This window comes from Streptomyces rimosus subsp. rimosus (assembly GCF_000720725.1).
GTDB classification, from domain to species: Bacteria; Actinomycetota; Actinomycetes; order Streptomycetales; family Streptomycetaceae; genus Streptomyces; species Streptomyces rimosus_A.
The window spans coordinates 58885-81886 of sequence record NZ_JOCQ01000020.1 but is presented as its reverse complement, the minus strand read 5'-3'; the positions used below and the strand labels follow the sequence as shown (position 1 = coordinate 81886).

26 protein-coding genes and 2 pseudogenes are annotated in these 23002 nt (G+C 71.4%); 16 read left to right on the top strand and 12 right to left on the bottom strand.

Features of this window, described 5'->3' with window-relative positions:
- Window positions 1-171: 171 nt before the first annotated feature.
- The 5 genes and pseudogenes from IH45_RS01000000143590 to IH45_RS0113285 all read left to right on the top strand — a co-directional run bounded on the left by IH45_RS01000000143590 (window position 172) and on the right by IH45_RS0113285 (window position 3726).
- Window positions 172-1344: a sensor histidine kinase gene (locus IH45_RS01000000143590; protein ID WP_050514805.1), complete on the top strand. Its 1173-nt coding sequence runs from the start codon at window positions 172-174 to the stop codon at window positions 1342-1344.
- A gap of 25 nt (window positions 1345-1369) precedes the next feature.
- Window positions 1370-2038 carry a DUF4328 domain-containing protein gene (locus tag IH45_RS0113300; RefSeq protein ID WP_234440530.1) on the top strand — a complete coding sequence of 223 codons (669 nt, stop codon included), beginning with the start codon at window positions 1370-1372 and terminating at the stop codon, window positions 2036-2038.
- Between the two features lie 100 nt (window positions 2039-2138).
- On the top strand, window positions 2139-2888 hold the full coding sequence (locus tag IH45_RS0113295) for a hypothetical protein (RefSeq protein WP_030666482.1): 750 nt from the start codon (window positions 2139-2141) through the stop codon (window positions 2886-2888).
- A gap of 35 nt (window positions 2889-2923) precedes the next feature.
- A pseudogene (locus IH45_RS01000000143585) lies at window positions 2924-3210 on the top strand (transposase); the annotation flags it as partial.
- Between the two features lie 99 nt (window positions 3211-3309).
- The gene (locus IH45_RS0113285; RefSeq protein ID WP_030666480.1) at window positions 3310-3726 is read left to right on the top strand and encodes a nuclear transport factor 2 family protein; all 417 of its coding nucleotides are present in this window, start codon (window positions 3310-3312) and stop codon (window positions 3724-3726) included.
- Window positions 3727-3823: 97 nt separating this feature from the next.
- On the opposite strand, the pseudogene IH45_RS1000000149875 reads toward IH45_RS0113285, so the two are convergent.
- A pseudogene (locus tag IH45_RS1000000149875) lies at window positions 3824-4026 on the bottom strand (IS5/IS1182 family transposase); the annotation flags it as partial.
- 41 nt (window positions 4027-4067) lie between these two features.
- Complete coding sequence (locus IH45_RS0113280; RefSeq protein WP_030666478.1) at window positions 4068-4973, bottom strand: NAD(P)-dependent oxidoreductase; 906 nt, start codon at window positions 4971-4973, stop codon at window positions 4068-4070.
- 75 nt (window positions 4974-5048) lie between these two features.
- On the opposite strand from IH45_RS0113280, the gene IH45_RS0113275 reads away from it, so the two are divergent.
- Window positions 5049-5450 carry a MerR family transcriptional regulator gene (locus IH45_RS0113275; RefSeq protein WP_030666475.1) on the top strand — a complete coding sequence of 134 codons (402 nt, stop codon included), beginning with the start codon at window positions 5049-5051 and terminating at the stop codon, window positions 5448-5450.
- Here IH45_RS0113275 and IH45_RS01000000143580 read toward each other — a convergent pair.
- On the bottom strand, window positions 5440-6768 hold the full coding sequence (locus tag IH45_RS01000000143580; RefSeq protein WP_030666473.1) for a hypothetical protein: 1329 nt from the start codon (window positions 6766-6768) through the stop codon (window positions 5440-5442). The two genes, IH45_RS0113275 and IH45_RS01000000143580, sit on opposite strands and share 11 nt — an antisense overlap.
- A 115-nt stretch (window positions 6769-6883) precedes the next feature.
- Here IH45_RS01000000143580 and IH45_RS0113265 point away from each other — a divergent pair, with 115 nt between their 5' ends.
- Complete coding sequence (locus tag IH45_RS0113265; protein ID WP_030666471.1) at window positions 6884-7090, top strand: DUF7848 domain-containing protein; 207 nt, start codon at window positions 6884-6886, stop codon at window positions 7088-7090.
- Window positions 7091-7117: 27 nt separating this feature from the next.
- Window positions 7118-7960: a protein kinase family protein gene (locus tag IH45_RS0113260; protein ID WP_030666469.1), complete on the top strand. Its 843-nt coding sequence runs from the start codon at window positions 7118-7120 to the stop codon at window positions 7958-7960.
- Here IH45_RS0113260 and IH45_RS0113255 read toward each other — a convergent pair.
- Both IH45_RS0113255 and IH45_RS0113250 read right to left on the bottom strand, forming a co-directional pair.
- On the bottom strand, window positions 7951-8187 hold the full coding sequence (locus IH45_RS0113255; RefSeq protein WP_030666466.1) for a hypothetical protein: 237 nt from the start codon (window positions 8185-8187) through the stop codon (window positions 7951-7953). The two genes, IH45_RS0113260 and IH45_RS0113255, sit on opposite strands and share 10 nt — an antisense overlap.
- 94 nt (window positions 8188-8281) lie before the next feature.
- Window positions 8282-9277 carry a DMT family transporter gene (locus tag IH45_RS0113250; protein ID WP_234440529.1) on the bottom strand — a complete coding sequence of 332 codons (996 nt, stop codon included), beginning with the start codon at window positions 9275-9277 and terminating at the stop codon, window positions 8282-8284.
- 117 nt (window positions 9278-9394) lie between these two features.
- Here IH45_RS0113250 and IH45_RS0113245 point away from each other — a divergent pair, with 117 nt between their 5' ends.
- The 3 genes from IH45_RS0113245 to IH45_RS0113235 all read left to right on the top strand — a co-directional run bounded on the left by IH45_RS0113245 (window position 9395) and on the right by IH45_RS0113235 (window position 11351).
- Complete coding sequence (locus IH45_RS0113245; RefSeq protein WP_030666461.1) at window positions 9395-9949, top strand: TetR/AcrR family transcriptional regulator; 555 nt, start codon at window positions 9395-9397, stop codon at window positions 9947-9949.
- Window positions 9950-10026: 77 nt separating this feature from the next.
- Entirely contained in the window at window positions 10027-10662 is a 636-nt protein-coding gene (locus IH45_RS0113240; protein ID WP_030666459.1) for a hypothetical protein, read from the top strand.
- 32 nt (window positions 10663-10694) lie between these two features.
- A complete protein-coding gene (locus tag IH45_RS0113235) occupies window positions 10695-11351 on the top strand; it encodes a response regulator transcription factor (protein WP_050514801.1) in 657 nt (218 codons plus the stop codon).
- 13 nt (window positions 11352-11364) lie between these two features.
- Here the strand turns inward: IH45_RS0113235 and gcvH are convergent, their stop codons facing one another.
- The 4 genes from gcvH to IH45_RS0113215 form a co-directional block, all read right to left on the bottom strand.
- The gene (gene gcvH / locus IH45_RS0113230) at window positions 11365-11760 is read right to left on the bottom strand and encodes a glycine cleavage system protein GcvH (protein ID WP_030666454.1); all 396 of its coding nucleotides are present in this window, start codon (window positions 11758-11760) and stop codon (window positions 11365-11367) included.
- Between the two features lie 124 nt (window positions 11761-11884).
- Complete coding sequence (locus IH45_RS0113225) at window positions 11885-12682, bottom strand: SDR family NAD(P)-dependent oxidoreductase (RefSeq protein WP_030666452.1); 798 nt, start codon at window positions 12680-12682, stop codon at window positions 11885-11887.
- The gene (locus IH45_RS0113220; protein ID WP_030666450.1) at window positions 12675-14123 is read right to left on the bottom strand and encodes an MFS transporter; all 1449 of its coding nucleotides are present in this window, start codon (window positions 14121-14123) and stop codon (window positions 12675-12677) included. Before IH45_RS0113220 ends, IH45_RS0113225 begins: the two co-directional genes overlap by 8 nt.
- Window positions 14124-14272: 149 nt before the next feature.
- Complete coding sequence (locus tag IH45_RS0113215) at window positions 14273-15469, bottom strand: lipid-transfer protein (protein WP_030666447.1); 1197 nt, start codon at window positions 15467-15469, stop codon at window positions 14273-14275.
- Window positions 15470-15870: 401 nt separating this feature from the next.
- On the opposite strand from IH45_RS0113215, the gene IH45_RS0113210 reads away from it, so the two are divergent.
- The 4 genes from IH45_RS0113210 (at window position 15871) to IH45_RS0113195 (ending at window position 19816) form a co-directional block, all read left to right on the top strand.
- Window positions 15871-16521, top strand: a complete 651-nt coding sequence (locus IH45_RS0113210) for a class I SAM-dependent methyltransferase (protein WP_030666445.1) — start codon at window positions 15871-15873, stop codon at window positions 16519-16521.
- Window positions 16522-16542: 21 nt separating this feature from the next.
- Complete coding sequence (locus tag IH45_RS0113205; RefSeq protein WP_030666442.1) at window positions 16543-17520, top strand: N-acetylmuramoyl-L-alanine amidase; 978 nt, start codon at window positions 16543-16545, stop codon at window positions 17518-17520.
- A 240-nt stretch (window positions 17521-17760) separates the two neighbouring features.
- The gene (locus IH45_RS0113200; protein ID WP_078897504.1) at window positions 17761-18624 is read left to right on the top strand and encodes a DUF5336 domain-containing protein; all 864 of its coding nucleotides are present in this window, start codon (window positions 17761-17763) and stop codon (window positions 18622-18624) included.
- Between the two features lie 181 nt (window positions 18625-18805).
- Complete coding sequence (locus IH45_RS0113195) at window positions 18806-19816, top strand: LLM class F420-dependent oxidoreductase (protein WP_030666437.1); 1011 nt, start codon at window positions 18806-18808, stop codon at window positions 19814-19816.
- A 45-nt stretch (window positions 19817-19861) separates the two neighbouring features.
- On the opposite strand, the gene IH45_RS0113190 is transcribed toward IH45_RS0113195, so the two are convergent.
- Window positions 19862-20665 (bottom strand): maleylpyruvate isomerase family mycothiol-dependent enzyme, encoded by an 804-nt coding sequence (locus IH45_RS0113190; RefSeq protein WP_394298673.1) that lies wholly within the window; start codon window positions 20663-20665, stop codon window positions 19862-19864.
- 109 nt (window positions 20666-20774) lie between these two features.
- On the opposite strand from IH45_RS0113190, the gene IH45_RS0113185 reads away from it, so the two are divergent.
- Window positions 20775-21074 carry a hypothetical protein gene (locus IH45_RS0113185; RefSeq protein WP_030666431.1) on the top strand — a complete coding sequence of 100 codons (300 nt, stop codon included), beginning with the start codon at window positions 20775-20777 and terminating at the stop codon, window positions 21072-21074.
- A gap of 42 nt (window positions 21075-21116) precedes the next feature.
- On the opposite strand, the gene IH45_RS0113180 is transcribed toward IH45_RS0113185, so the two are convergent.
- Both IH45_RS0113180 and IH45_RS0113175 read right to left on the bottom strand, forming a co-directional pair.
- Window positions 21117-22187 (bottom strand): prenyltransferase/squalene oxidase repeat-containing protein, encoded by a 1071-nt coding sequence (locus IH45_RS0113180; protein ID WP_030666429.1) that lies wholly within the window; start codon window positions 22185-22187, stop codon window positions 21117-21119.
- Window positions 22184-22963 carry a class I SAM-dependent methyltransferase gene (locus tag IH45_RS0113175; protein WP_030666426.1) on the bottom strand — a complete coding sequence of 260 codons (780 nt, stop codon included), beginning with the start codon at window positions 22961-22963 and terminating at the stop codon, window positions 22184-22186. Before IH45_RS0113175 ends, IH45_RS0113180 begins: the two co-directional genes overlap by 4 nt.
- Window positions 22964-23002: the final 39 nt, after the last annotated feature.

Genomic DNA, 23002 nt, shown 5'->3' with positions numbered 1-23002 from the left:
GACGAGCGGGACGGCGGGCGGGGCGGCCCCGGCGGGCTTCGCAGCCGTATCCGTAACCGCCGTACCCGTACCTGCAAGCCGACCGCCCCCGGCTGGACCGGCCTACTCAACCTGGACGACGGGCCGAGCGAGGCCCTGGCGGCGGCGGGCCGTCGTCGCCACGGGTCCTCCATGTACGCCAAGGGCAAGGGCCCGCGCCCCCAGACCTTCCTGCCGTGGCTGCTGATGGGCGTCGGCGCCCTCTCCAACATCATCAGCGGCAAGGACCAGAACACCTGGCTGGCCGGTCTCGGCCTGCTCACCTTCAACTCGATCTACATCTTCGTCGTCTTCTCCGCCTTCAACCCGCGCTACCGCGACTCCCGGGTCCCGCTGTACGGTTTCGCCGCCCTGACCGCGGTCACCTACGCCATCGTGCTCTCCTTCGGCCACGTCTGGCTGCTGTTCTTCCCGCTCCTGTCGCTGGCCTCCGGCGCGGTCCGGGCCCTGCACGGCAGACCGCACTTCGTCGTGCTGGTCGTCCTCAGCGGCTCGGCGGGCACCATCTCGGGCTGGCGCTTCGCCGACCACTGGATGTCCGCCGCCATCGGGTACGCCACCTTCTTCTCCGGCATGATCGCCGCCACCGTCCTGCACCTCTTCGACACCATCAAGCAGCTCGACGCGACCCGCCAGGAGCTGGCCCGCACCGCCGTGGAGAAGGAGCGCCTGCGCTTCTCCCGCGATCTGCACGACCTGCTCGGCCACACCCTCTCGGTGATCGTCGTCAAGGCGGAGGCGGTACGGCGGCTGGCGCCGCGCGACGTGGACGCGGCGCTCGGCCAGGCCGCCGACATCGAGGCGGTGGGCCGCCAGGCGCTGACCGAGATCCGCGAAGCGGTGACCGGCTACCGCGAGGGCAGCCTCGGTACGGAACTGGACCGCGCCCGCTCCGCCCTCCAGGCCGCCGACATCGAACCCGTCGTACGCGAATCCGGCCCGCCGCTGCCCCCGCAGGCGAGTGCGCTGCTCGGCTGGGTGGTGCGCGAGGGTGTCACCAACGCTGTGCGCCACAGCGGCGCCACCCGCTGCGAGATCGAGGTCCGCACCGACGCCTCCGCCGGCCGCGCCCGCCTCACCATCACCGACGACGGCCGTGGCCCCGCCGCGCCGTCCGCGACGCCTTCCACCTCCGGCGGCACCGGCCTCAAGGGCCTCACGGAACGCCTCGCGGCGGCCGGGGGCACGCTGGACTCGGGGCCGGACGGGCGGCGGGGGTTCCGGCTGGTGGTGGAGCTGCCGGTGGACGGAGAGGAAGCGGACGGGGAGGAAGTGGGCGGGGAAGACCTGACAGCGCGTCAGTGATCATGGTTGGCATCAGGTGCTTGCCGTGGGTCAGGATGACCGGGTGAACAACGACACCACACTGCCCACTCTGCATCCCGTCCGGGGCCCGGCCCGTACCGCGGTCACCGGCCTCGTCCTCGCCGGTGCCGCCTGGGTGGCCCGGGCCGTGTGGCAGGTCCGGCTCGCCACGACGGGGCAGCCGTCCTCCGGGCCTCCGGACCAGGGCAACGGCCGGCACCGCCCGCTGACCGGCCTGGAGGACGCGTACCACATAGTCAGCACCCTGGGGGATGCGGCCATGGTGCTGTGCGCGGTCGCCTTCCTGGTGTGGCTGCTGCGCGTACGGGAGAACGCGCGCGTCCTGTCGGGGGAGCCGCCGCGCTACGCCGGGTTCTGGGTCTACCTGGGCTGGATCGTGCCCGTCATGAACCTGTGGGTGCCGCGCGGAATCGTCGCGGATGCCTACCGCAAGAGCGCCCCTGGGAAGCGGCTGCCGAGCGTCGTGAACTGGTGGTGGGGTCTGTGGCTGGCCGGGGTGCTGAGCGGGATGGGGCTGAGGTACACCGGTTCCACGGACGACGTCATCGTGCGCGCCTACACGGACCTGCCGTATCTGCTGGTATCCGACGCGGCCGTCGTGGGCGCGGCCGTGGCCGGTGTCTTCGTCGTCCGCGCGCTGACCGCGGTGCAGCAGCGGCCGTACACCCGTTAGCCGGGTGTTAGCGGAGCGGCAGTGCTGCGATAGCGGCCCCGGACAGGATCGGTGACGTACCGAGGAGACCACGTCACCGACTGCCCCTGGGGGACCCGAAATGAGCTCCAGCGCCATCGCCCGCACCGCCCGCCGCCGCACCCTGCGGGTGGCCGCCGCGGCCCTGATCGCCACCGCCGGCCTGACCCTGACCGCCTGCTCCGGCTCGGACGGCACCGGCACCAAGGCCGCCGCCACGAGCCAGTCGGACATGGGCAAGGCCGCCGCCGAGTCCGACGGCACGGGTTCCTCCGCGGACGCGCAGGGCTCCTCCGCCGGAAAGCAGGACTCCGGCACGAAGGCAGACTCCGGCGCCAAGGACGGCTCCAAGACCAACTCCAAGGCGGGCGCCGCCACCGAGCAGTCGGGCAGCGCGCACGCGGGTACGGCCAAGGGCGCGTCCCCGGTCCGCACCGAGAAGCTGCCGGACGGCAGCAAGGCCGAGATCTACAAGCTCGGCAGCCAGCACTACCGCGCCAAGATCGTCAACCGCGGTGCGGTCCTGGCCACGATGGAGGCGAACGGCCGCCACACCGGGCTGGACGCCAACGACATGTTCATCGTGCTCACGGCGGACGGCCGGGTGCACGCCTGGATGGGCGGCGGACACCAGGGCCCGGGCACCTTCAAGCTGGCGGGCGGCTGGACGGCCAAGGTCACCAAGGTCGGTGAACTCCACTACCGCGCGCAGATCTCCGGCCCCCAGGGCGTGTACGACACGCTGGAGGCGAACCAGCACGACACCGGCGCCGAGGCCAACGGCTCGTACCTCGTGCTCAGCGCCGGCGGCGTGATCAGCGCCCACCTCTGAGGAGCGGCGCCGCATCGGCTAAGACGCCATTTGGGAGGCGGCACGGTGACCGGGAGGCCCTGGCCGCGATCATCTTCGTGGCCACCTCGGGGTGCACATGGAACCAGCTCCCGCCGGGCTTCGGCCCTCGGGAGTGACAGCGTTCCGCCGGTTCACCGAGTGGACCGAAGCCCGGGTGTGCAAGCTCCACCGCCTGGGCCTCGACGAGCTCGGCGCCCAGGGTGAGCTGGACTGGTCGCGGTGTGTGATCGACTCGGGCAGTGTCCGCGCCCTTGAAGGGGGCGGCTCTCCCTGCGACAGATCGGCCATCGCATCAACCCTCATGTGCCACCGCCGCACCACGAGTTGACATAGCGTCCAGAGAGGTGCGGCGGGCCGCACCTCCTGATCCTGCTCGTGTTCGCTGACGTACGATTCCTGGATGAGTGATGCCCGTGCAGAGATCCAGGACCTCAACAGCCGCTACGCGATCGCCTTCGACTCCGGGCAGCTCGATGAGTCCGTCGGCTGCTGGGTCGAGGACGGCGTTTTGGACGAGACCGAAACCGGCTTCGGACTGTTCGAAGGCCGCGAGGCGATCCGCGTCTTCTTCCGCGACACGCTCATGGCGAACTCCACGCACGTCGTCCACATGATGTTCAACCACCTGATCACCAGCATCGAGGGCGACCACGGTGAAGGCCGGGTCAACTGCCTCGTGGAGATTGCGAAGACCGACGGCAGTCACGCCCGCGCCCACGTCACGTACAACGATCGCTACATCCGGGCCGACGGCGAGTGGAAGTTCGCCAGTCGCGTCATCACCTCGGCCTTCCCGCACGCGGTACTCACGGGCTGACGCGCGGGCAGTCGCTGCGGACCTCCTCGGCATCCCGGGGCAGTCCGTGACGCCGGAGGCGGCGTTGATCACGACACGCTCGTACGTCCGCTCCCTCTCCCTGCCCCGGTGGTCCCACGGGTGTCAGTTGGTTCCAGATGTGGCCCGAGGTGGCCACGAAGATGGTCGCGGCCGGCACCTCGCGGTCCCCTGCCGCGGCCGACCGCCGCCCTGCGGGCGTTCCAGGGCCGGTGGGGCCACCCGCCGGCGCAACTCCCACGGGCCAACCGGCGCCATCCGCTCAACAAACGAGGCAGTCACCGTGCCAGGCCGGCGCAAGATCACACCAAACGAAATGGCGTCTAAGCCTGTGCCGCCTTCTTGAAGACCTCGAACACGGCCAGGTAGTTCTTGCCTCCCTGGCCCTGGGCGATCGCCTGCTCGGCGATCGCCTTCATCAGCCGCGGCTGGTCGGAGTGGATCCCCTGTTCCGCACAGGTGCGGGTGATGTGTTCGAGCGCGTTGAGATTCATCTCCATGGTGCCCGCGTCGCCCGGGTAGTCGCCCTTGTCCAGGGCGGGAGCCTGCTCGGTGAGGGTGGAGTTCACCACCGAGGGCATGAACCAGTCGAGCGCCAACCCGGCGAACGTGGCCGCCGGGACGCCCGCCGACCCGACCAGCGCCGCGGCGTGCAGAAAGCCGTTCATGGTCGCGTACATCATGTCGAGCAGTGCCGCGTTGTACAGCACCGCCAGGCTCGGATCGGAACCGAGGTACCGGGGGTCGCCCATACTCGCCAGCGCCGCCCGGTGTGCGTCGAAGACCTGCCGTGAACCGCTGTACAGGAAGACGGACTCCGGGTGCCCGACGAGCGGCGGCGGCACCATGATCGCGCCGTCCAGGTAGGCACACCCTCGCCCGTTTGCCCAGGTGGCCGCCGTACGCGCCTCGTCCGGGGTACCGGAGTTGAGGTTCACCAGCAAGCGCCCCTTCAAGGCGTCACCGGCGGAGTCGAGGACCGCGTACATGGTTGCGTAGTCCTTGAGACAGATGACCGTGACAGGGCTCGCGGACACCGCCTCGGCAACGGTCCCCGCGCGCCGCACACCCTTGGCGGCGAGACTGTCGGCCTTCTCCGGAGTGCGGTTCCAGACGGTCGCGGGATGGCCGTGTTCCAGAAGCGCCTCGGCGAGGGCGAGACCCATGGGGCCGAGGCCGAGGACGGTAACGGGTGTGCGTCGAGGGGACGTTGGCTGCTGATGCGTCATGCGGAATAGACTCCTGTCTCACATCGGTGTGAGAGTCAATCGCCGTGCGAGTCAACTGGATGTGGTGGTCGTCACATGCGCATGGGGGAGTTCTCCCGGCTGACCGGGGTCAGCCAACGCCTGCTGCGCTACTACGAGGAGCAGGGGCTGCTCCAGCCGTCGCGACGGCCCAGCGGGTACCGCGAGTTCACGGAAGAGGACATAGCCACCGTCCGGGGCATCCGCATGTTGCTCGGCGCCGGTCTCAGCACCACCACGATCGCCGGACTGCTGCCCTGCATGGTCGACGACGGGCAGACCCTGGCGCCGGCCTGCTCCGGCCTGCTGCCCGACCTGAACCGGGAACGTGACCGCATCAACGAGGCCGTGGCCGGCCTGCTGGCCGCACGGGAGAAACTGGACGCCATCATCGCCGCCACAGCGCCGACCGGAGGCGACGCCCCCGAGGTCTGCTACGCGGCCGGTACTAGACCTTGAGGAGCGGCCGGGCCCGCTCGTACAGCGCGCGGGCGGCGGCGTTCTTCCGGTACGGACGGATGAACGCGGCCATCCGCCGCATGCGGTCGTCGGCTCGGCCGGACTTCACCAGGGGGTAGTCGTCGAGTGCCAGGTTCCAGGTTCGGCAGGCGGCTTCGAGGTGGCCGAGCTGCAACTGACGTTCGGCCAGCAGGCCGCGTCGGTGGACGCGACTGCGCCGGAACACGCTGAGGCGTACGCGGTCCGACTCCTCCAGCGCCTCGACGGCCCCGGCCCTGTCACCGAGTTCGTAGCGCACCTGACTGACGTGGTAGTGGAGCGACGCGGGATCGTATGAGCGGAACGTCTGGGCCCGCGACTCGGCCTTGTCCATCGCGACTTCCGCATCGCGGATATGGCTCAGCGCACCTGCCCGATCCCCCGACTGCGCCGCCGCATGCGCCTGCTGCCCTGCCAGGAACGCGCGCATACGCGGTCCCACCTGCGGAGACGCGGCGGCAGCGGCATCCGCGAGCCGCATGGCTTCGGCGCCGTGGCCGAGATCGACGGCCTGCACGCTCATGCCACGAAGGGTGGTGCTGTACGTGAGGTGGTCATTCGCCGCCCCCGCCAGCTCCAGAGCTTTGAGGTAGTACTGCTGCGCCAGGTACTGCTCCCCCTCGTCCACAGCCATGTAGCCGGCGAGGTAGCACAGGTCCGACGCGGCGGACCGCATGGCTTTCCGGGTCTCTTCCGTGCCACGCGCGCCAAGGGCCGGCACCACCGTGTTGATCAGGAATGACGCCGCCATGGGCCGTGCATGGCGTCCGCCGAATTCGTCGTCCAGCTCCGACAACCGCTCCGTCATGGCGATGACCATCTGCACGTCGTTCATGCCGATGCGTGTGCTCACCCCGGCCTGGATTCCTTCGGCCCTGGCCACGACGTCCGGCCAGCCAGGAATGGTCAAGGCGACGGAGAAAAGCCCAGCACCCAGCAGTCCGCGTCGCGATGGGTCCACGTCCATGCTCCCCAGTTCGGCCAACCCTTCTACCGTACCCACGAATTCGGACGTTTGACCGGCTGGCGCGGGAAAACCCGCCTGCGCATGGGTGACGGGACGGTTGAGCCGCCGGGAGAACGCTTCCAGGATGATGCAGCGCACGGGCTCGCGCGGCAGTGTCCCGCCGAGCCAGTGATGCACGGCGGACTCGTTGTATCGCAATCGTCTGCTGACCTCGGTGCCCACCCGGTTCACCGCTCGCGCGCACTGGTCCAGAGTCCATCCGCTCTCTGCGAAGAGATGTTGCAGGGCGCCGTTCGGTGTCCGCTGTGTCATGGCCGCTCAACTCCCGTTTTAAAGGCTTTAAAGCTGCGCCTGCGTGAGCACCGTACCGCCGCATTACGTACCGGAGTTGGCTGGTCAGGAAACCCGCACACGAGAGGGGCACGAAATGACCTCGGAACAGCCCGCCACCTACCGCCTGGAATGCGTACACGAAGACGCCTCCGGCCCCTGCTGGGCCCGCTCACCCCGCGTCACCGACCCCCGGGCGCTGGACGTCTGGGCGGCCAAGCACACACGGGAAACGTGCGGTACACACATCCGGTTCGACGAGCACGTCCGACGGCCGCGCACCATCCGCGCGCCGAAGGCCTAGCCCCCGCCCCCGGAAAGGACCGGCACCGTGGAACCCTGCTCACCCTGCCCCCTCCCGAACGGCGTGGCCGTGGCCCTCACCCCCACCGGGGTGCGCCTGGTGACCAATCGCCGCGGGTCCACCGTCTGGGACGTACGGACCGCGGCGGAGCGGTACGCCGTGAAGGTCGGGCGGCCGGTACCCGAGACGGATGAACACCCCGGGTGCGACTGGGCCGGGGTGGCCCCGGCCCGTGAAGCCGTGGTGCTGCAACTGCTGGAGACGTTCGCGGTCTACGGGACGTGGCCGTACGGAACCTGGAACGCGCAGCCGTGGCACGAGGGCCCCAGCCTCTACGAACTGTGGGAGCCGCAGCGCAGCGGCGAGCGTGAGCCGTCCCTCGACGCGGCGCACGCGTGCGCCGACGCGCTCGCCGTACTGCACGAGGCGGGGTGGGTCCACGGGGACATCCAGCCGGCGCATCTCATCATCGGGCCCGACGGCACCGCGACGCTTATCGACCTCGCCCTGGCGCGCGGCGGTCCGGTGCCGGATTCGGTCGATTTCCCGTACCCGGGGAGCCTCGTCCATTTCGAGAGCCCGGAAATCTCCCGGAGCTTGCTGGAAACGGGAACAGTGGCACCCACGTCCGCATCGGACGTGTACGCGCTGGGCGCTTCATTCTTCGTCAGCGCGACGGGGTGGCGGCATGTGGACTATCCGGACGACGCGCCGCGCACCGTACAGCGGAAAGCCGTCGCCACCACCCCGCACCGCCCGGTGACCGTGCCGGGCCTGTTCGGCAGGCTGATCGAGGCGATGCTGAGTCCCCTACCGGGCGACCGCCCGACCAGCGCGGAAGTCCGTTCCGTCCTCGCGCATCAGCCTTGAATCTTCACACTCACACCCCGCGGCGCCTTGGCCGACTTTCCCGGCGGGACGACTTGTCCGACGGTGCCGGTGCAGTTCGTTCCCCGGTACACCACCACTTCGCGGTTCGTCTGGTTCTTGATGTCCAAGCCTTTCTTCGGCCAGGAGAAACACGCACCGTCGTGCGGATTGATGAATTTCTCGCCGCCGTTGACCGTGAGGGTGCCGGTCGCCGCCTGGGCGCTCATGGGGACGGCCAGACACAGGACGGCAGCGGCGAGGGAAATGCCGGCCGCGGATGATCGAAGACGTTTCAAGATTCCTCCCGGGACGCGAGATGCATTACCCGTATGGGTACCTCGGCCGCTCACCGCCACGCCGCTCGCCCGCGCACCGTACGGGTGATTCTGCGGCCGCTTCCCGGGCGGGGCCGTTTCGGCGTGAAGCCGAATCCGCCGCGCGCACCCGGGTCGACGAGGTGCCACCGCGATGGACGACGACGACCGCCAGGAGGCCGACGGCCAACCCCAGGGCGGCCTGCGGGCCGAACGGCTCGCCGAACATGAGCGCTCCCCAGACCGCCGTGACCGGGGCCATGAGAAACATGAGCGTATTGACCTTGGTGACTCCGGAGCGCCGCAGGATGAGCCAGTACAGCCCGTACCCGCCGAACGTGGACAGCGCCACGAGCCAGGCGATCGCGGCCCAGAACGAGAGTTCGGCGGGCGGGCGCGCGGATCCGGTGCTCAGGGCCAGTGCCGTGAAGGCGACGGCGCTGGTGACGCAGTGGACGGTCATCGACACCGCCGGGGCGGCCCGAGCGCCGCGGCGGCTCTCCAGGAAGGTGGCCGCCACCAGGGAGAACATGCCGAGGAAGGGGACGAGGTAGGCCCACCAGGCCGCGCCGGTGCCGGCGGTGGCGTCGGCCGTGGTGACGATGACGACGCCGGCCGCCCCCAGGCACAGGCCGAGCCACTGCTTGGGCGAGACGTACTGCCGCAGCAACGGTCCGGCGAGCGCTCCGGCGACCAAGGGCTGGACGCCGTCGATGAGGGCCGTCGTCCCACTGGAGACACCCAGCCCGATCGCCCAGTAGACGGTGAGGAGATAGCCGCTCTGCGACAGCACGCCGATCACGGCCTGCCGGGCCACGTCCCGCGCCGTCAGACCCCGCCACGCCGCTCTGGAGAGGGGGGCGACGGCAATGAGGATGACGGCCAGCGGCAGGAAGCGCCACATCAGGACCGTCACCGCGGACGCGCTGCCCGCACCGAGCTTGGCGCCGATGAACCCGGAGCTCCAGCAGAGCACGAAGGCGGCCGAGAGCAGGAAGTTCACGTCTCCTTCTCCTTTGAGCGGACTCGGTAAACAGATCGGTATACTCGCTCTCACACTATACAGATCGGTATACTCGGGAGAGTGGACAGCACTGCTGAGAGCCCGCGACGGATCACGATGACGCCTGCCGCCCGGCGCGTCCTGGAGGCCGCCGCCCGGCTGTTCTACGAGCGCGGCATCCACGCCGTCGGGGTGGACCTGATCGCCCATGAGGCCGGGGTGACGAAGAAGACCCTCTACGACCGGTTCGGCTCCAAGGAGCAGATCGTCGTGGAGTACCTGGCCGATCGCGACGAACGCTGGCGGGCCTTCGTCGCCCGGCGCCTCGACGCCGCACCGCCGGAGCCCGCGGCGCGCGTGCTGGCCGTCTTCGACGCATCACGTGCGTGGGCGGCGGAGCACAGTCCCAAGGGGTGCGGCATGGTCAACGCCCATGCCGAGATCAGCGATCCGGAGCACCCGGCCCACCCGGTCATCACCGGGCAGAAGCGGTGGATGCTGGCCCTGTTCACCGGCCTCGCCGAAGGCGTGCGCCCGGCCGGGGCCGAGCCCCTGGCCCGTACGCTCATGCTGCTGCACGAAGGGGCGCTCGTCGCCCACGGGCTGGACATGTTCCCGGACGCCATCGGGCACGCCCGCGAGCAGGCACACGCCCTCCTCGCCGCCTGTTAGGCACAACCCTCCCCCCACCTCGAAGGTCACCCATGTTGACCAGTGTCGTCACAGGCCCCGACCGGAAGAGGTATCCGATGAACCTTCGCCGCGCTCTGATCACGGCTGTCACCATGGCCGTTCTGCCGACGGCGGCCCTGGTGGCGGCGCCCGGCGCGTACGCGGCCGGGGCCGGGGCCGGGGCCGGGGCCGCCCGAGAGCAACTGCCCAGCTGCTACGACGTGGCCACCACGGACGGAAGCTACGAGCAGAAGACCCTCAAGCTGGTCCAGACCGACGCCGACGGCCCGGTCACCCGGGGCGGGGACTGGCGGTCGTTCCGGGCGACCGTGACCAACATCGGCAGCAGGCCGGTGAAGACGCTCGACATGTCCGTCTACATCTGGCGGCAGGTGGAGGACGAAGACCCGGTGATCGGCCGGTTCGTGGCGTTCGAGTACAAATCCGGGAAGAACGGTAAGTGGACGCCCGTGGACCGCGGCGCGTCCGGCCGCTTCGTGACGAACGGCGTCCTGAAGGCCGGACAGTCGGTGACCTACCAGCTGCGGCTGCGCGCGACGGCGGACCTCCCGGCGCACATGCGGTGGGCCGACATCAGCGTGGACAGCAGCTTCGTGGACCACTACCGCTTCCCCGACGGCCGGGTGGTCGCCTGCCGGGCCGGCGAGACGGGCCAGAACAAGGTCCGCATCACGGACGCGACCATGCCGTAAGCGGGAACGCTCCAGCGCTCTACCCTGGTGCCATGAACCGAGATGCAGCGACCGGCCCCGCGGAACGGGGCTCCTCGACGGGGTGTGTGAAAGTCCTCCTCGCCGAGGACCAGGGGATGATGCGGGGTGCGCTGGCGCTGCTGCTCAACCTTGAGGACGACATGGAGGTCGTCGCCCAGGTGTCGGCCGGGGACCGGATCGTGCCGACGGCGCTGGAGGCGCGGCCGGACATCGCGCTGCTGGACATCGAGCTGCCGGGGCGCAGCGGGCTGGACGCGGCGGCGGAGCTGCGGGAGGCGCTGCCGTCGTGCAAGGTGCTGATCGTGACGACGTTCGGGCGGCCGGGGTATCTGCGGCGGGCGATGGAGGCGGGGGCGTCCGGGTTCCTGGTCAAGGACGGGCCGGTGGAGGACCTGGCGGCGGCGATCCGGCGGGTGCTGGCCGGGGAGCAGGTGATCGACCCGGGGCTGGCCGCGGCGGCGCTCAGCGCGGGGCCGAATCCGCTGACCCAGCGCGAGCGCGACGTACTGACCGCGGCCGTGGACGGGGCGACCGTCGCCGACATCGCCGGGAAGCTGCACCTGTCGCAGGCGACCGTGCGCAACTACCTGTCGGCGGCCATCGGCAAGACGGGGACGCGCAACCGTATGGAGGCGGTGCGCAACGCCCGGCAGAACGGGTGGCTGTAGAGGCGGGCAGGGGTCAGCCCGCCGACTCCTCCTGGATGTAGGACTCGTAGCCCTTCGCGTCCAGCAGGGCGTCGAGTTCGGCGGGCCGGGTCAGGCGGAGGACGGCCAGCCAGCCCCCGCCGTACGGCTCGTCGTTGATCTGCTCCGGGGCGTCGTTGACGCTCTCGTTGACCGCGAGGACCGTACCGGTCAGCGGTACGTAGACCTCGGTGACGGCCTTCACCGACTCCAGCGAGCCGAACGCGTCACCCGCCTCGAACCGCTCGCCCTGCTTGGGCAGTTCGGCATAGACGATGTCACCGAGCTGACGCTGCGCGTGATCGGTGATGCCGACGGTGGCCTGATCGTCCTTGACCCGGACCCATTCGTGGTCCTTGGTGTACGAGAGATCCGCGGGGATGTTCGCCATGCCGCGACGCTGCCACCGCGCCCCGGCGGAGGGAAGGCTTCCGACGGCCCGTCGGGGAGTCCGGTGCGCGGTCCCGTGCGTATGCACGTGCGGCGGTCTCACGTCCGCAGCTGCGATGCCCCGTTCACGTCCGCAGGTGTGACGCCCCGTTGAGGTCCAGCACCGCGCCCGAGCTCCACTGGGCCTCGGGCGAGGCCAGCCACCGTACGGCCGCCGCGACCTCCTCGGGGGTGGCCACCCGGCCGAACGGGCTCTGCGCGCGGATCGCCGCGCCCTCGGCGCCGGTCAGGCGGTGGGCCACCCGGTCCGTGTCGATGAAACCGGGCGCCACGGAGGCCACCGCGATGCCGTGCGGGGCGAGGGCGACGGCGAGCGACTGGCCGAGGGCGTGTACGGCGGCCTTCGTGGCGCCGTAGGCGGGGTGGTCGGGCTCGCCGCGGAAGGCGCCGCGGGAGCCGATGTTGACGATCCGGCCGCCGGTGCCCTGCGCGATCATCGCCTGGGCCGCGCCGTGGCTGAGGTGGGCCGTACCGAGCAGGTTGACCGCCACGTGCTGCTGCCAGGCGGCGGCCCAGTCGTCGTACGGGGTGGTCGCGGGCGGGTGCGGGGTGTTGACGGCGGCGTTGTTCACCAGGACGTCGATACCGCCGAGAGCGGCGACGGCCGCGCTGATCAGGGCGGCGGCACCGGACGGGTCCGCCAGGTCGGCGCCGAGCAGGACGTGGCCGCTGCCGGGCAGCGCGGCGAGGGTCTCCTCGGCGTCCGCGCGCCGCGAGCCGTAGTGCACCGCGACCCGGTCGCCGTTCTCGGCGAAGGCGTGCGCCACGGCCCGGCCGAGGCCGCGCGAGGCGCCGCTGACCAGGACGCGGCGGCCGGTGGCGGGGAACGGGGAGAGGGCGGGGGTGGTCGCGTCGTCAGCCATGGTGGGCGTCCTCGGGGCGGCGCGGCAGGGCCAGGACCATCAGCAGCACGCTCGCCAGCAGGATGACCGTACCGACCTGGAAGGCGAGGCCGTAGCCGTCGGCCATCGCGGCCGGGCCGCCGTGGCCGGACGCGATCCGGGTGGCGGCGACCGTGGACAGGATGGACAGGCCGAGCGCGCCGCCCATCTGCCGCGAGGTGTTGATCAGGCCGGAGACCAGGCCCTGGTCGGAGGGCGCGGCGCCGGAGGTGGCGATCGAGGCGATCGGTGTGGCGGTCAGGCCGGCGCCGAAGGCCATCAGGATGCCGGGGCCGAGCAGCGTACCGGCGTACGTGCCGTCGGCGCCCATCTGCCCCTGCCAGAGCATGCCCGCCGCGGAGACCAGCGCACCGGTGATCGCGAGCGTCTTGGCGCCTGCCCGGGGCATCAGCCGTGGCGCGATCTTCGAGCCCAGCACGATGCTCAGCGAGTGCGGGATGAAGGAGAGCCCGGCCTCCAGGGGCGTGTAGTCGAGGACGTTCTGCACGTAGAGGCTGAGGAAGTACCACATGGAGAACATCGCGGCGCCGGCCAGCACCATGGCGCTGTTCGCCGCGTACACCGAACGCAGCCGGAAGAGCGTGAGCGGCATCAGCGGCGCCTTCGTACGCGCCTCGACGGCCACGAACGCGGCCAGCACCAGTAGGCCCGCCGCCAGCGGCAGCAGCGCGCTCGCCGAGGACCAGCCCCGGGACTCGGTCTGCACGATGCCGTACGCCACCAGCGCGAGACCGGCCGTCACCAGGAGCGCGCCCGGGATGTCGAGCCGCCGCCCCTCGCCGCGCCGGCTCTCGGAGAGCCAGAGCAGCGCGCCGGTCAGCACCAGCGCGCCGATGGGAACGTTGATCAACAGCACCCAGCGCCAGGACAGGTACTCGGTCAGCACCCCGCCGACCAGGCCGCCGACGGCGCCGCCGCCCGCGCCGACCGCGGTCCAGGTGGCGATGGCGCGGGTGCGCGCCGGGCCCGCCGGGAACGCGGTGGTCAGGATGGTGAGGGTGGCCGGGGACAGGATGGCCGCGCCGACGCCCTGGACGGTACGGGCCGCGATCAGATGCCAGGACTCCTGCGCCAGGCCGCCCGCCAGGCTCGCGACGGTGAAGAGGGCGAGCCCCACGACGAATATCCGCTTGCGCCCGAAGAGGTCGGCCACCCGGCCACCGAGCAGCATGAACCCCGCGAAGGTGATCACGTAGGCGTTGACCACCCATTGCAGCCCCAGCTCGCTGAGCCCGAGACCGGTACGCATGCTCGGCAGCGCGACGTTGACGACCGAGACGTCCAGGACTACGAGGAACTGTCCGGCGCAGACCAGCAGGGTCACCAGCCAGGTGGGCGGCGGTGTGCGGCGGACGCTTTCGGGCAGCGTGGTGGGGGTGGCTGTCGGGGGCATGGTCTCCATAGTTGCACCTGGCACGCGACGGTGGCATCGGATTATCGGCCCGGAGGCGGCCGGTCACAGGTCCTAGGTCGAAAGGCCCGGGACCGGCCACACTTCCTCCCTGGGGCACCCCCGGATCGCCCCCTCCCCGGGGACCCCTCTTCCCCCGGTCACCCCCTCCGCAACAACGTGACCACCGCCGCCCCGCCCAGCCCGATGTTGTGCGCCAGTCCGACGCGGGCCCCCGGCACCTGGCGGGCGCCCGCCGTGCCGCGCAGTTGCCGGACCAGCTCGGCGGCCTGGGCCAGGCCGGTCGCACCGAGCGGATGGCCCTTGGAGATCAGCCCGCCGGAGGGGTTGACCACCCACCGGCCGCCGTGGGTGGTGGCGCCGTCCTCGACGAGCTTGCCCGACTCGCCCTCCGCGCACAGACCCAGCGCCTCGTACGTCAGCAGCTCGTTGACGGAGAAGCAGTCGTGCAGCTCGATCACGTCCACGTCCTCGATGCCGAGGCCGCTCGCCTCGTACGCCTGCCGGGCCGCCGCCCGGGACATCGGGCGGCCGACGACGTCGATGCAGGAGCCGGAGGCGAAGCTGTCCTCCGTGTCCGTCGTCATGGCCTGCCCGGCGATCTCCACGGCCCGGTCCACGAGCCCGTGATCGCGGACGAAGCGTTCCGAGGCGACGACGGCAGCCGCCGCGCCGTCGGAGGTCGGCGAGCACTGGAGCTTGGTGAGCGGCCGGTGGACGGTCCTGGCGGCAAGGATCTCCTCGACCGTGTAGACGTCCTGGAACTGGGCGTCCGGGTTGTCGGCAGAGTGCCGGTGGTTCTTCGCGCCGACCGCCGCGAGCTGCCGCTCCGTGGTCCCGTACCGGTCCATGTGCTCGCGCGCGGCGTTGCCGAAGATCTGCGCGGTCGGCGGCGTCATTTCGAAGCCGTGCGCGGCGGCCATCACGCCGTAGTGCCGGGCCACGGGCGAGGCCGCGAAGTCGCCGCCGTCCGCGCCGGCGCCCAGCGCGCCGCGCTTCATCTTCTCGAAGCCGAGGGCCAGTACACAGTCGTTGAGGCCGGAGGCGACGAACTGCCGGGCCATCATCAGCGCGGTGGCGCCGGTCGCGCAGTTGTTGTTGACGTTGTAGACGGGGACGCCGGTCAGCCCCAACTCGTAGACGGCACGCTGCCCGGCGGTGGAAGGCTGACAGCAGTAGCCGACCGGCACCTGTTCCACAGCGCTGTACGGGACCCCGGCATCGGCGAGCGCCTTACCGCCCGCCTCCCCCGCCATGTCCCAGTACTGCCACTCCCGCGTCTCCGGCTTCTCGAACTTCGTCGTGCCCACGCCGATGATGTACGCCTTGCCGGCCATGTCGGTCCTCCTCGGTGAAGGCGGCCGCTCCGCGTGGGCAGACTAGAACACGTTCCAAACTGACGGTAGGTCAGGTCGGGGTCGGCTTCGGCACCCGGTGGGAAGGTGGAGACGGGGAGGGGAAGGGGACGGACTCCCTTCCCGGCGAAATGCACACAGGAACCCACATGACGGGCCGAATGCGTATGGGGCGAATGGAATCGCAAACCCCTCCCGCCCGCACACCGCAACCGTAAACCGCCCCACCCCCCGAACCGGAATAGGCGGCACATTCCCCACCGCTCACCGCCCGCCCCGCTTACTGTGCCGCCCACATGCTCCCCGCATTACCGACACGTACCATCCGTCGTTATGAGTCACCGCCGCACCGCCCGGTGACCGTACGACGAGGAGGAATCCCCATGGCCGCCGCGAACGCTCCCAAGCCGGAGATACTCGCCGCTTTCGAGACGGCAAAGGGCTTCATGCCGCTCGACGAAGGGCTGGCGCTTTACGAGGCCGCATCGGAAGCGGCCGCGCTGGGGCTGCCGCTGGTGGAGATCGGGACGTATTGCGGCCGTTCCACGATCCTGCTCGCGGACGCGGCGCGGGCCGCGGGGGTACAGGCCGTCACCGTCGACCACCACCGCGGCAGCGAGGAGCAGCAGCCGGGCTGGGAGTACCACGACCCGTCCGTGGTCGATCCCGAGGTCGGGCTGATGGACACGCTGCCCGCCTTCCGCCGCACGCTGCACGCGGCGGGGCTGGAGGACCACGTCATCGCGCTGGTGGGGCGCTCGCCGCGGATCGCCGCGCTGTGGAACGCGCCGGTCGGGCTGGTCTTCATCGACGGCGGGCACACCGACGAGCACGCCACCGCCGACTACGAGGGCTGGGCGCCGCACGTCGCACCCGGTGGACTGCTGGTCATCCACGATGTCTTCGCCGACCCGGCGGACGGCGGACAGGCCCCGTACCGCGTCTACCGGCGCGCCCTGGAATCCGGTGCGTTCACCGAAATGTCGGCACACGGATCGCTGCACGTGCTGCGTCGCACCGGTGAAGGCTGCTGACCGCACCACTACGATCGCGATGTGTCGAACGGCAGTACATTCCCCCCGCGCCGCCGCTTCGGCGGCACCCTCGTCGTCGTCCTGGCCGCGCTGCTGGCCGCCTGCGCCGCGGGCTGGCTGATCTGGCGGTCCACGAGCGGGCACGGCGGTGACCGGCCGCCGAAGGCGCTGCCCGCGGCGAGCCCGGCGGCACCGAGCGGCACGCCCGGCAAGGGCGGTACGGGTGCTTCGGGTGGCCGCAGCGGCGGGAACGACGGGGGCCGGGCCACCCCGGACGACCCGGACGGCAAGGGAGACCGGCCCGGGCCGGGCGGCCACACCGGCACCCGGCTCAAGGGCAAAACCGTCCTCCTCGACCCCGGCCACAACCCCCGCAACCGCGACCACACCCGCGAGATCGCGCGCCAGGTGGACGTCGGCAACGGGCGCAAGGAGTGCGACACCACCGGCACGTCCACCGACGACGGCTACGCCGAGGCGTCCTTCACGCTCGACGTAGCGCGGCGCGCCCGCACGCTCCTCCAGGCCGAGGGCGCGAAGGTGGTCTTCACCCAGGACGGCGACCGGCCGTACGGGCCGTGCGTGGACGAGCGCGCCCGCGCCGGGAACGAGGCGAACGCCGACGCGGCGGTGTCCGTGCACGCCGACGGCGCGGGCGCGGGCAACCGGGGCTTCCATGTGATCCTGCCCGCCCGGGTCACCGCGGGCGCCGCGGACACCTCCGCCATCGTCGGGCCGTCGCGGCGGCTCGGCGAGCACCTGGCGGGCCGGTTCGTGGCGGCGACCGGGAGCGCCCCGGCCAATTACCTGGGCGGCGGCACCGGGCTCGTCGTACGGTCCGACCTCGGCGGCCTCAACCTCTCCGGCATTCCCAAGGTGTTCCTGGAGTGCGGCAATATGCGCGACGCGAAGGACGCGGCGCAATTGACCGACCCGCAATGGCGGGAAAAGGCGGCCCGCGGGATCGCCGAGGGCATTACGGGCTTCCTGACCGAGTAGCGGACGGTGCCGATACCGGGTGTCGGCCGGTACGGATACCGAGCAGCCGCCGCCGATACGTACCGGCGAACGGTACTGATACCGACTCGATACCTGACCGATACCGACAAGACGGCCCACAGGATCCGGCGGTAGGTTCCCCCTTACGATGGGGGGCCACCCCGTGCCTCGCCACGCGCCCACCAGCGCATATGGCTGCGACAGCGAAGACAGACACCGGAACCGACAAAGGACCCTTACGTGAACATCCGCTCCCTCACTAGAGGCGACGGCGTGGTGATCGGAGCAGCGGTGTTGCTGTTCATCGCCTCGTTCCTCAGCATCAGCTCGTACGACGGCTCCGACTGCACCGGCAGCTTCTGCCCGCAGATCACCTCCACGAACGCCTGGGACGCGCTGCCCCTGCTGATGGGCATGTACCTGGCCGGCATCATCGCGGCCGCCCTGATCGTCGTGGCGCGGGCCCTGCCGCGGCCCCTGAAGGTCGCCGGTATCGACCTGGGCCAGTTCGGCGTCGCGTGGACCGTGTTCGTCGCCTGGTTCGCCTTCTGGACGATCGTCAACAGCGGCGGCGCGGGCGCCGGGCTGATCCTCGGCCTGATCGCCGCGCTGGTGCTGGCCGGCGCCGCGGTGGCCACGCCGCTGGTGCCCGCCCTGAAGGCCGGTCTCATCCCGGCCCCGCGGCCGCAGACCCCGTCCCCGTACGGCGCGCCGGGCGGCGCGGCACCAGGCCAGGGGTACGGCTACCCCGGCGCCCACCAGCAGCAGCCGGGGCAGGGCGGGTACGGCTACCCGGGCGCGCAGCAGCCCGGCCAGGGCCAGCCGGCCCAGGGCCAGCCGGGCCCGCAGTCGTACGGCGGCCAGCAGCCCTCCCCGGCCGCCGCGCAGCAGCCGGCGCCCGCGGCGGACTTCGCGCCGTTCTGGTTCGCGGTGCCGGTCGCGCGCCCGCTGTACGGCGAGGACGGCGCGCCGACGCCGATCGCCGAGCTGGCGCCCGGCACGTGGTACCTGGCCGTGGACCAGCGCGGCCAGGCGCTCGTCGCGCAGACGCAGGACGGGCGCCGCGGCGTCCTCCAGGACACGACCGGTATCCAGCGCGGCTGACACGCCCGGCCCGCGACGCACCGCGCGACGGCCCCTCGCCCACCCCGGGCGAGGGGCCGTCGCCGTACCGCCGCCCTTCCCTTCCCCTCCCCCGCCTCCTACGCTGCGCCCACACCTGACGCTCTGTCAGCAGCCGTCCCCCGCCGGCGGCACACCGGCCCGACGTACCGGAGGCCCACCCATGCGACTCGGCCTGGCACTCGGCTACTGGGGCCGCGGCCCCGACCCCCGGCACCTCGAACTCGCCCAGGAGGCCGAGCGGCTGGGATACAGCTCCGTATGGACCTCCGAGGCCTGGGGCTCGGACGCGTTCACCACGCTCACCTGGATCGCCGCCCATACGTCCCGTATCGAACTGGGCACGGCGGTCGCCCAGATGGCCGCCCGCACCCCCACCGCCACCGCGATGCAGGCCCTCACCCTCGACCACCTCTCCGGCGGCCGGATGCTGCTCGGACTCGGCCTGTCCGGGCCGCAGGTGGTGGAAGGGTGGTACGGCCGCCCCTTCCCCGCGAGCCCGCTCACCGCCACCCGCGAGTACGTGGACATCGTCCGCCAAGTGCTGCGCCGCGAGGCCCCGGTGACGCTCGACGGCCGCTTCCACCCGCTCCCCTACCGCGGCCCGGACAGCACCGGCCTCGGCAAGCCCCTCAAGCCCATCACCCACCCCCGCCGCCCGGACCTCCCCGTCCTCCTCGGCGCCGAAGGCCCCAAGAACATCGCCCAGACCACCCGCATCGCCGACGGCTGGCTCCCGCTGTACTGGTCCCCGTACCGCACCGATGTGTACGAGGCGTCCCTCGCCGACGCCCCCGAAGGCTTCCTGATCGCCCCGATGGCCCGCGCCCAGCTCTGCGACGACGTGGCCGAGGGCCTGCTCCCGGTCAAGGCCATGCTCGCCTTCTACATCGGCGGCATGGGCCACGCCTCCCGCAACTTCCACGCCGCCCTGATGTCCCGCCTGGGCCACCCCGAAGCGGCCCACCGCATCCAGGACCTCTTCCTCAAAGGCCACCGCGACAAGGCCGTCCAAGCCGTCCCCGACACCTTCGCCGACGAGATCTCCCTGATCGGCCCACGCGCCCGCATAGCCGACCGACTGGCAGCCTGGCGCGCGGGGCCGGTGACGGATCTCCTGGTCACGGCGCCGGATGTGGAGACGCTGCGGGTGGTGGCGGAGGTGAATGGTTGAGGCCCGCCTGGGGCCTCAACCGATAGGGCGCCGCGGCCCGCCCCGTCAGAGCTTCGCCGCCTCCAGCCACTCCTCCAGGAACGCCCGGTCGCCGATGACCTCCACGCCCGGTGTGTCCACCGGCAGGCGGCGGTAGTAGACGCGGAGGAGGTCGGTGAGGGGGCCCTGGAGGGTGGTGGTGGCTTCTTCGGGGGTGTGGCGGTAGGTGGCCGTGTTGCCGGTGTAGTCGAGGAGCCAGTCGGCGGGAGCGCCGGGCGGGGCGTCGGTGGCGTGGAGCCGGAGGGTGCGGCCGGTGCCGAGAAGGCCGGCGGCCGGGTGGTCGGGCTTGAGGACCGGGGCCAGGCAGACCAGTTGCGTCCACTCTTCCATCGTGTCGGCGGCCACCTCCGGGTCGAGGGTGAAGTCGGCGCCCGTGGCCGCCGCCGCGTCCGCCCGGTGGACGGCGGTCTCGTGGGTCATCCGCCGGGACCAGAAGACGGCCGGCTGGTCCGGTGCCCAGGCCCAGAGCAGGGTGTCGGGGCCCGCCTCGCGCAGCGCCTCGACGACGCGCCGCGCGCCGTCCGCCAGCCAGGCGTCCAGGGCCTCCGGGTCGCCGTCCTCGGGGCCCTTGTGGTTCGGGACCGCGTCGAACGGCACCATCTCGTTGGCCCGCGTCCGTACGGTCGTGTCCACCCAGCGGTGCGCGCCGCCGACGTGGCGCAGGAGGTCTTCCAGGGTCCAGTCGGGACAGGTCGGTACGGCCGCCTTGAGGTCGGCGTCGCGGGCGGTCTGCCGGAGCAGGTCGGTCTGGGCGAGTATCTCGGCGCAGTAGCGCTCGTGGTCGAGCGATCCGGTCATGGTGATCGTCATGGTCGAACAGTAATGCGCGGGCGGGCGGCCCGTCCGTCGGGGTACCGGCGAACGGGGCGCCGTGACACGGGAGTTGTTTATGGCGCGCTTACGCGGCAACCCGGTCCGCATGGCGAAGAGACACCGCTACGGAAGCAGTCACGCGGCCCGGGCCGTCACCGTCGTCGCCGATCTCACGGCCGTGATCCTCGGTCTGTGGATCCTGATGTACCTGCTCGACGCGAACCGCGCCAACGACCTGGTGCATTTCGTCCAGGGCGCGGCGCGGTGGCTGGCGGGCTGGTCCTACAACCTCTTCACCTTCGACGCGGAGTGGCTGCGGACGCTGTTGAATTACGGGCTACCGGCGCTGGTGTACCTGGTGTTGGGGCATGCCTTGGCGGCTCGTATCAGGCGTATCGAGTACTGACCGAGTACTGGGAGAGGGTGGGGCGCCGGTGCGCCCCGTCCCTCAGCGGCAGCAGTCGGGGGTCAGGCCCGTCGGCAGGCGCTCGCCTCCGAAGACGGCCGTGGTCGCCTCGTCGCCGCCCAGCGCGGCCACCGCGAGCAGCATCGAGCCCGCCGTCCAGGACGTCTGCTCCTCGGGCCAGACCGCGTCGTCGTCGAAGACGTAGCCGGTCCAGTACATGCCGTTCTCGGCGCGCAGGTGCTGGACCCACCTGAGGATCTGCACGGCGCTGTCCGACTCGCCCATCGCCCAGAGCGCGAGGGCCAGTTCGGCGCTCTCACCGCCGGTGACCCAGGGGTTGGGCAGGACGCAGCGGACGCCGAGGCCGGGGACGACGAAGTCCTCCCAGGCCGATGCGATGCGCTCCTTGGCGGCGGTGCCGCTCAGGGCGCCGCCGAGGACCGGGTAATACCAGTCCATCGAATAGCGGGACTTGTCGAGGAAGCGCTCGGGGTGGTGCCGGATGGCGTGGCCGAGCCGGCCGAGGGCCAGTTCCCAGTCGGGCTGGGGCTCCTCGCGCTGTTCGGCGAGGGCGAGGGCGCAGCGCAGTGCCTGGTAGATGGACGAGGAGCCGGTCAGGAGCGCGTCGTTGACGGGCGTACCGTCGTCCTCGCGCTTCCAGCCGATCTCGCCGCCGGGCTGCTGGAGCTCCAGGACGAATTCGACGGCCGCGTAGACGGCGGGCCACATGCGGTCCACGAAGGTGTCGTCGCCGGTGGACAGGTAGTGGTGCCAGACGCCGACGGCGATGTACGCGCAGAAGTTCGTCTCCCGGCCCCGGTCGGTGGGCGCCGCGGCGTCCCCGTCGGCGTAGGCCGCGTACCAGGAGCCGTCCGGGTTCTGGTGCCGCGCCAGCCAGTCGTACGCGGCCTCGGCCCGCTCGTGCTCCCCGGCCGCGTCCAGGGCCATGGCGGCCTCGGTGTGGTCCCACGGGTCGAGGTGGTGGCCGCGGAACCAGGGGATCGCGCCGTCCGCGCGCTGCGTCGCCAGGATGCCGGCGACGGTGCGCGCCGCTTGTTCGGCGGTCAGGACTCCGGGCAGGACCAGGCGTTCCGTACGTCCCGGTGTGGTCACTTGGCGGTCCCGGCGGCGGCAGCGGCTTCGGCAGCGGACTCGGAGGCGGCGGCGTCCGCCGGCAGGTGCGGCTTGGTGGCGTACGCGACGAAGCTCTTGCCGATCACCGGGTTGAGCACCCGCTCGGCCATCCTCGTGGCCAGCGGCTTCTTCATGATGTCCCAGACCAGCAGCTTGTGGTACGCCTTGACCGGCAGCGCCTGGTCGTTGTCGACGCCGAAGGCGCACTTGAGCCACCAGTACGGGCTGTGCAGCCCGTGCGCGTGGTGGGTGCCGTACGGCTTCAGGCCCGCCCCGCGCATCTTGGCGAGCAGTTCGTCGGCCTTGTAGATGCGGATGTGGCCGCCCTCGACCTCGTGGTATGCGTCGCTGAGCGCCCAGCAGACCTTCTCCGGGCCGTAGCGCGGCACGGTCACCGCGATCCGCCCGCCGGGCCGCAGCACCCGCACCATCTCGGCGAGCACGCCCTTGTCGTCGTGGATGTGCTCCATGACCTCGGAGATGATCACCACGTCGAAGCTCGCGTCGGGGAACGGCAGGGCCAGCGCGTCGCCCTCCATGGCGGTGGCGGTGGCGCCCGCGGGCGCCTCACCGGCCTCCTTCATCGCGGCGAACCACTTGGCGACCTCGCGGATCTCCTCGGCGTTCTGGTCGAGCGCCACAACCTGCGCGCCGCGCCGGTAGCACTCGAAGGCATGCCGGCCCGCGCCACAGCCCAGGTCGAGGACGCGGTCGCCCGGCGCCAGCGGGAATCGGGAAAAGTCGACGGTCAGCAAGGGCTCTCTGCTTTCGTCCTGGGGGTCCGCGGGCAGCTA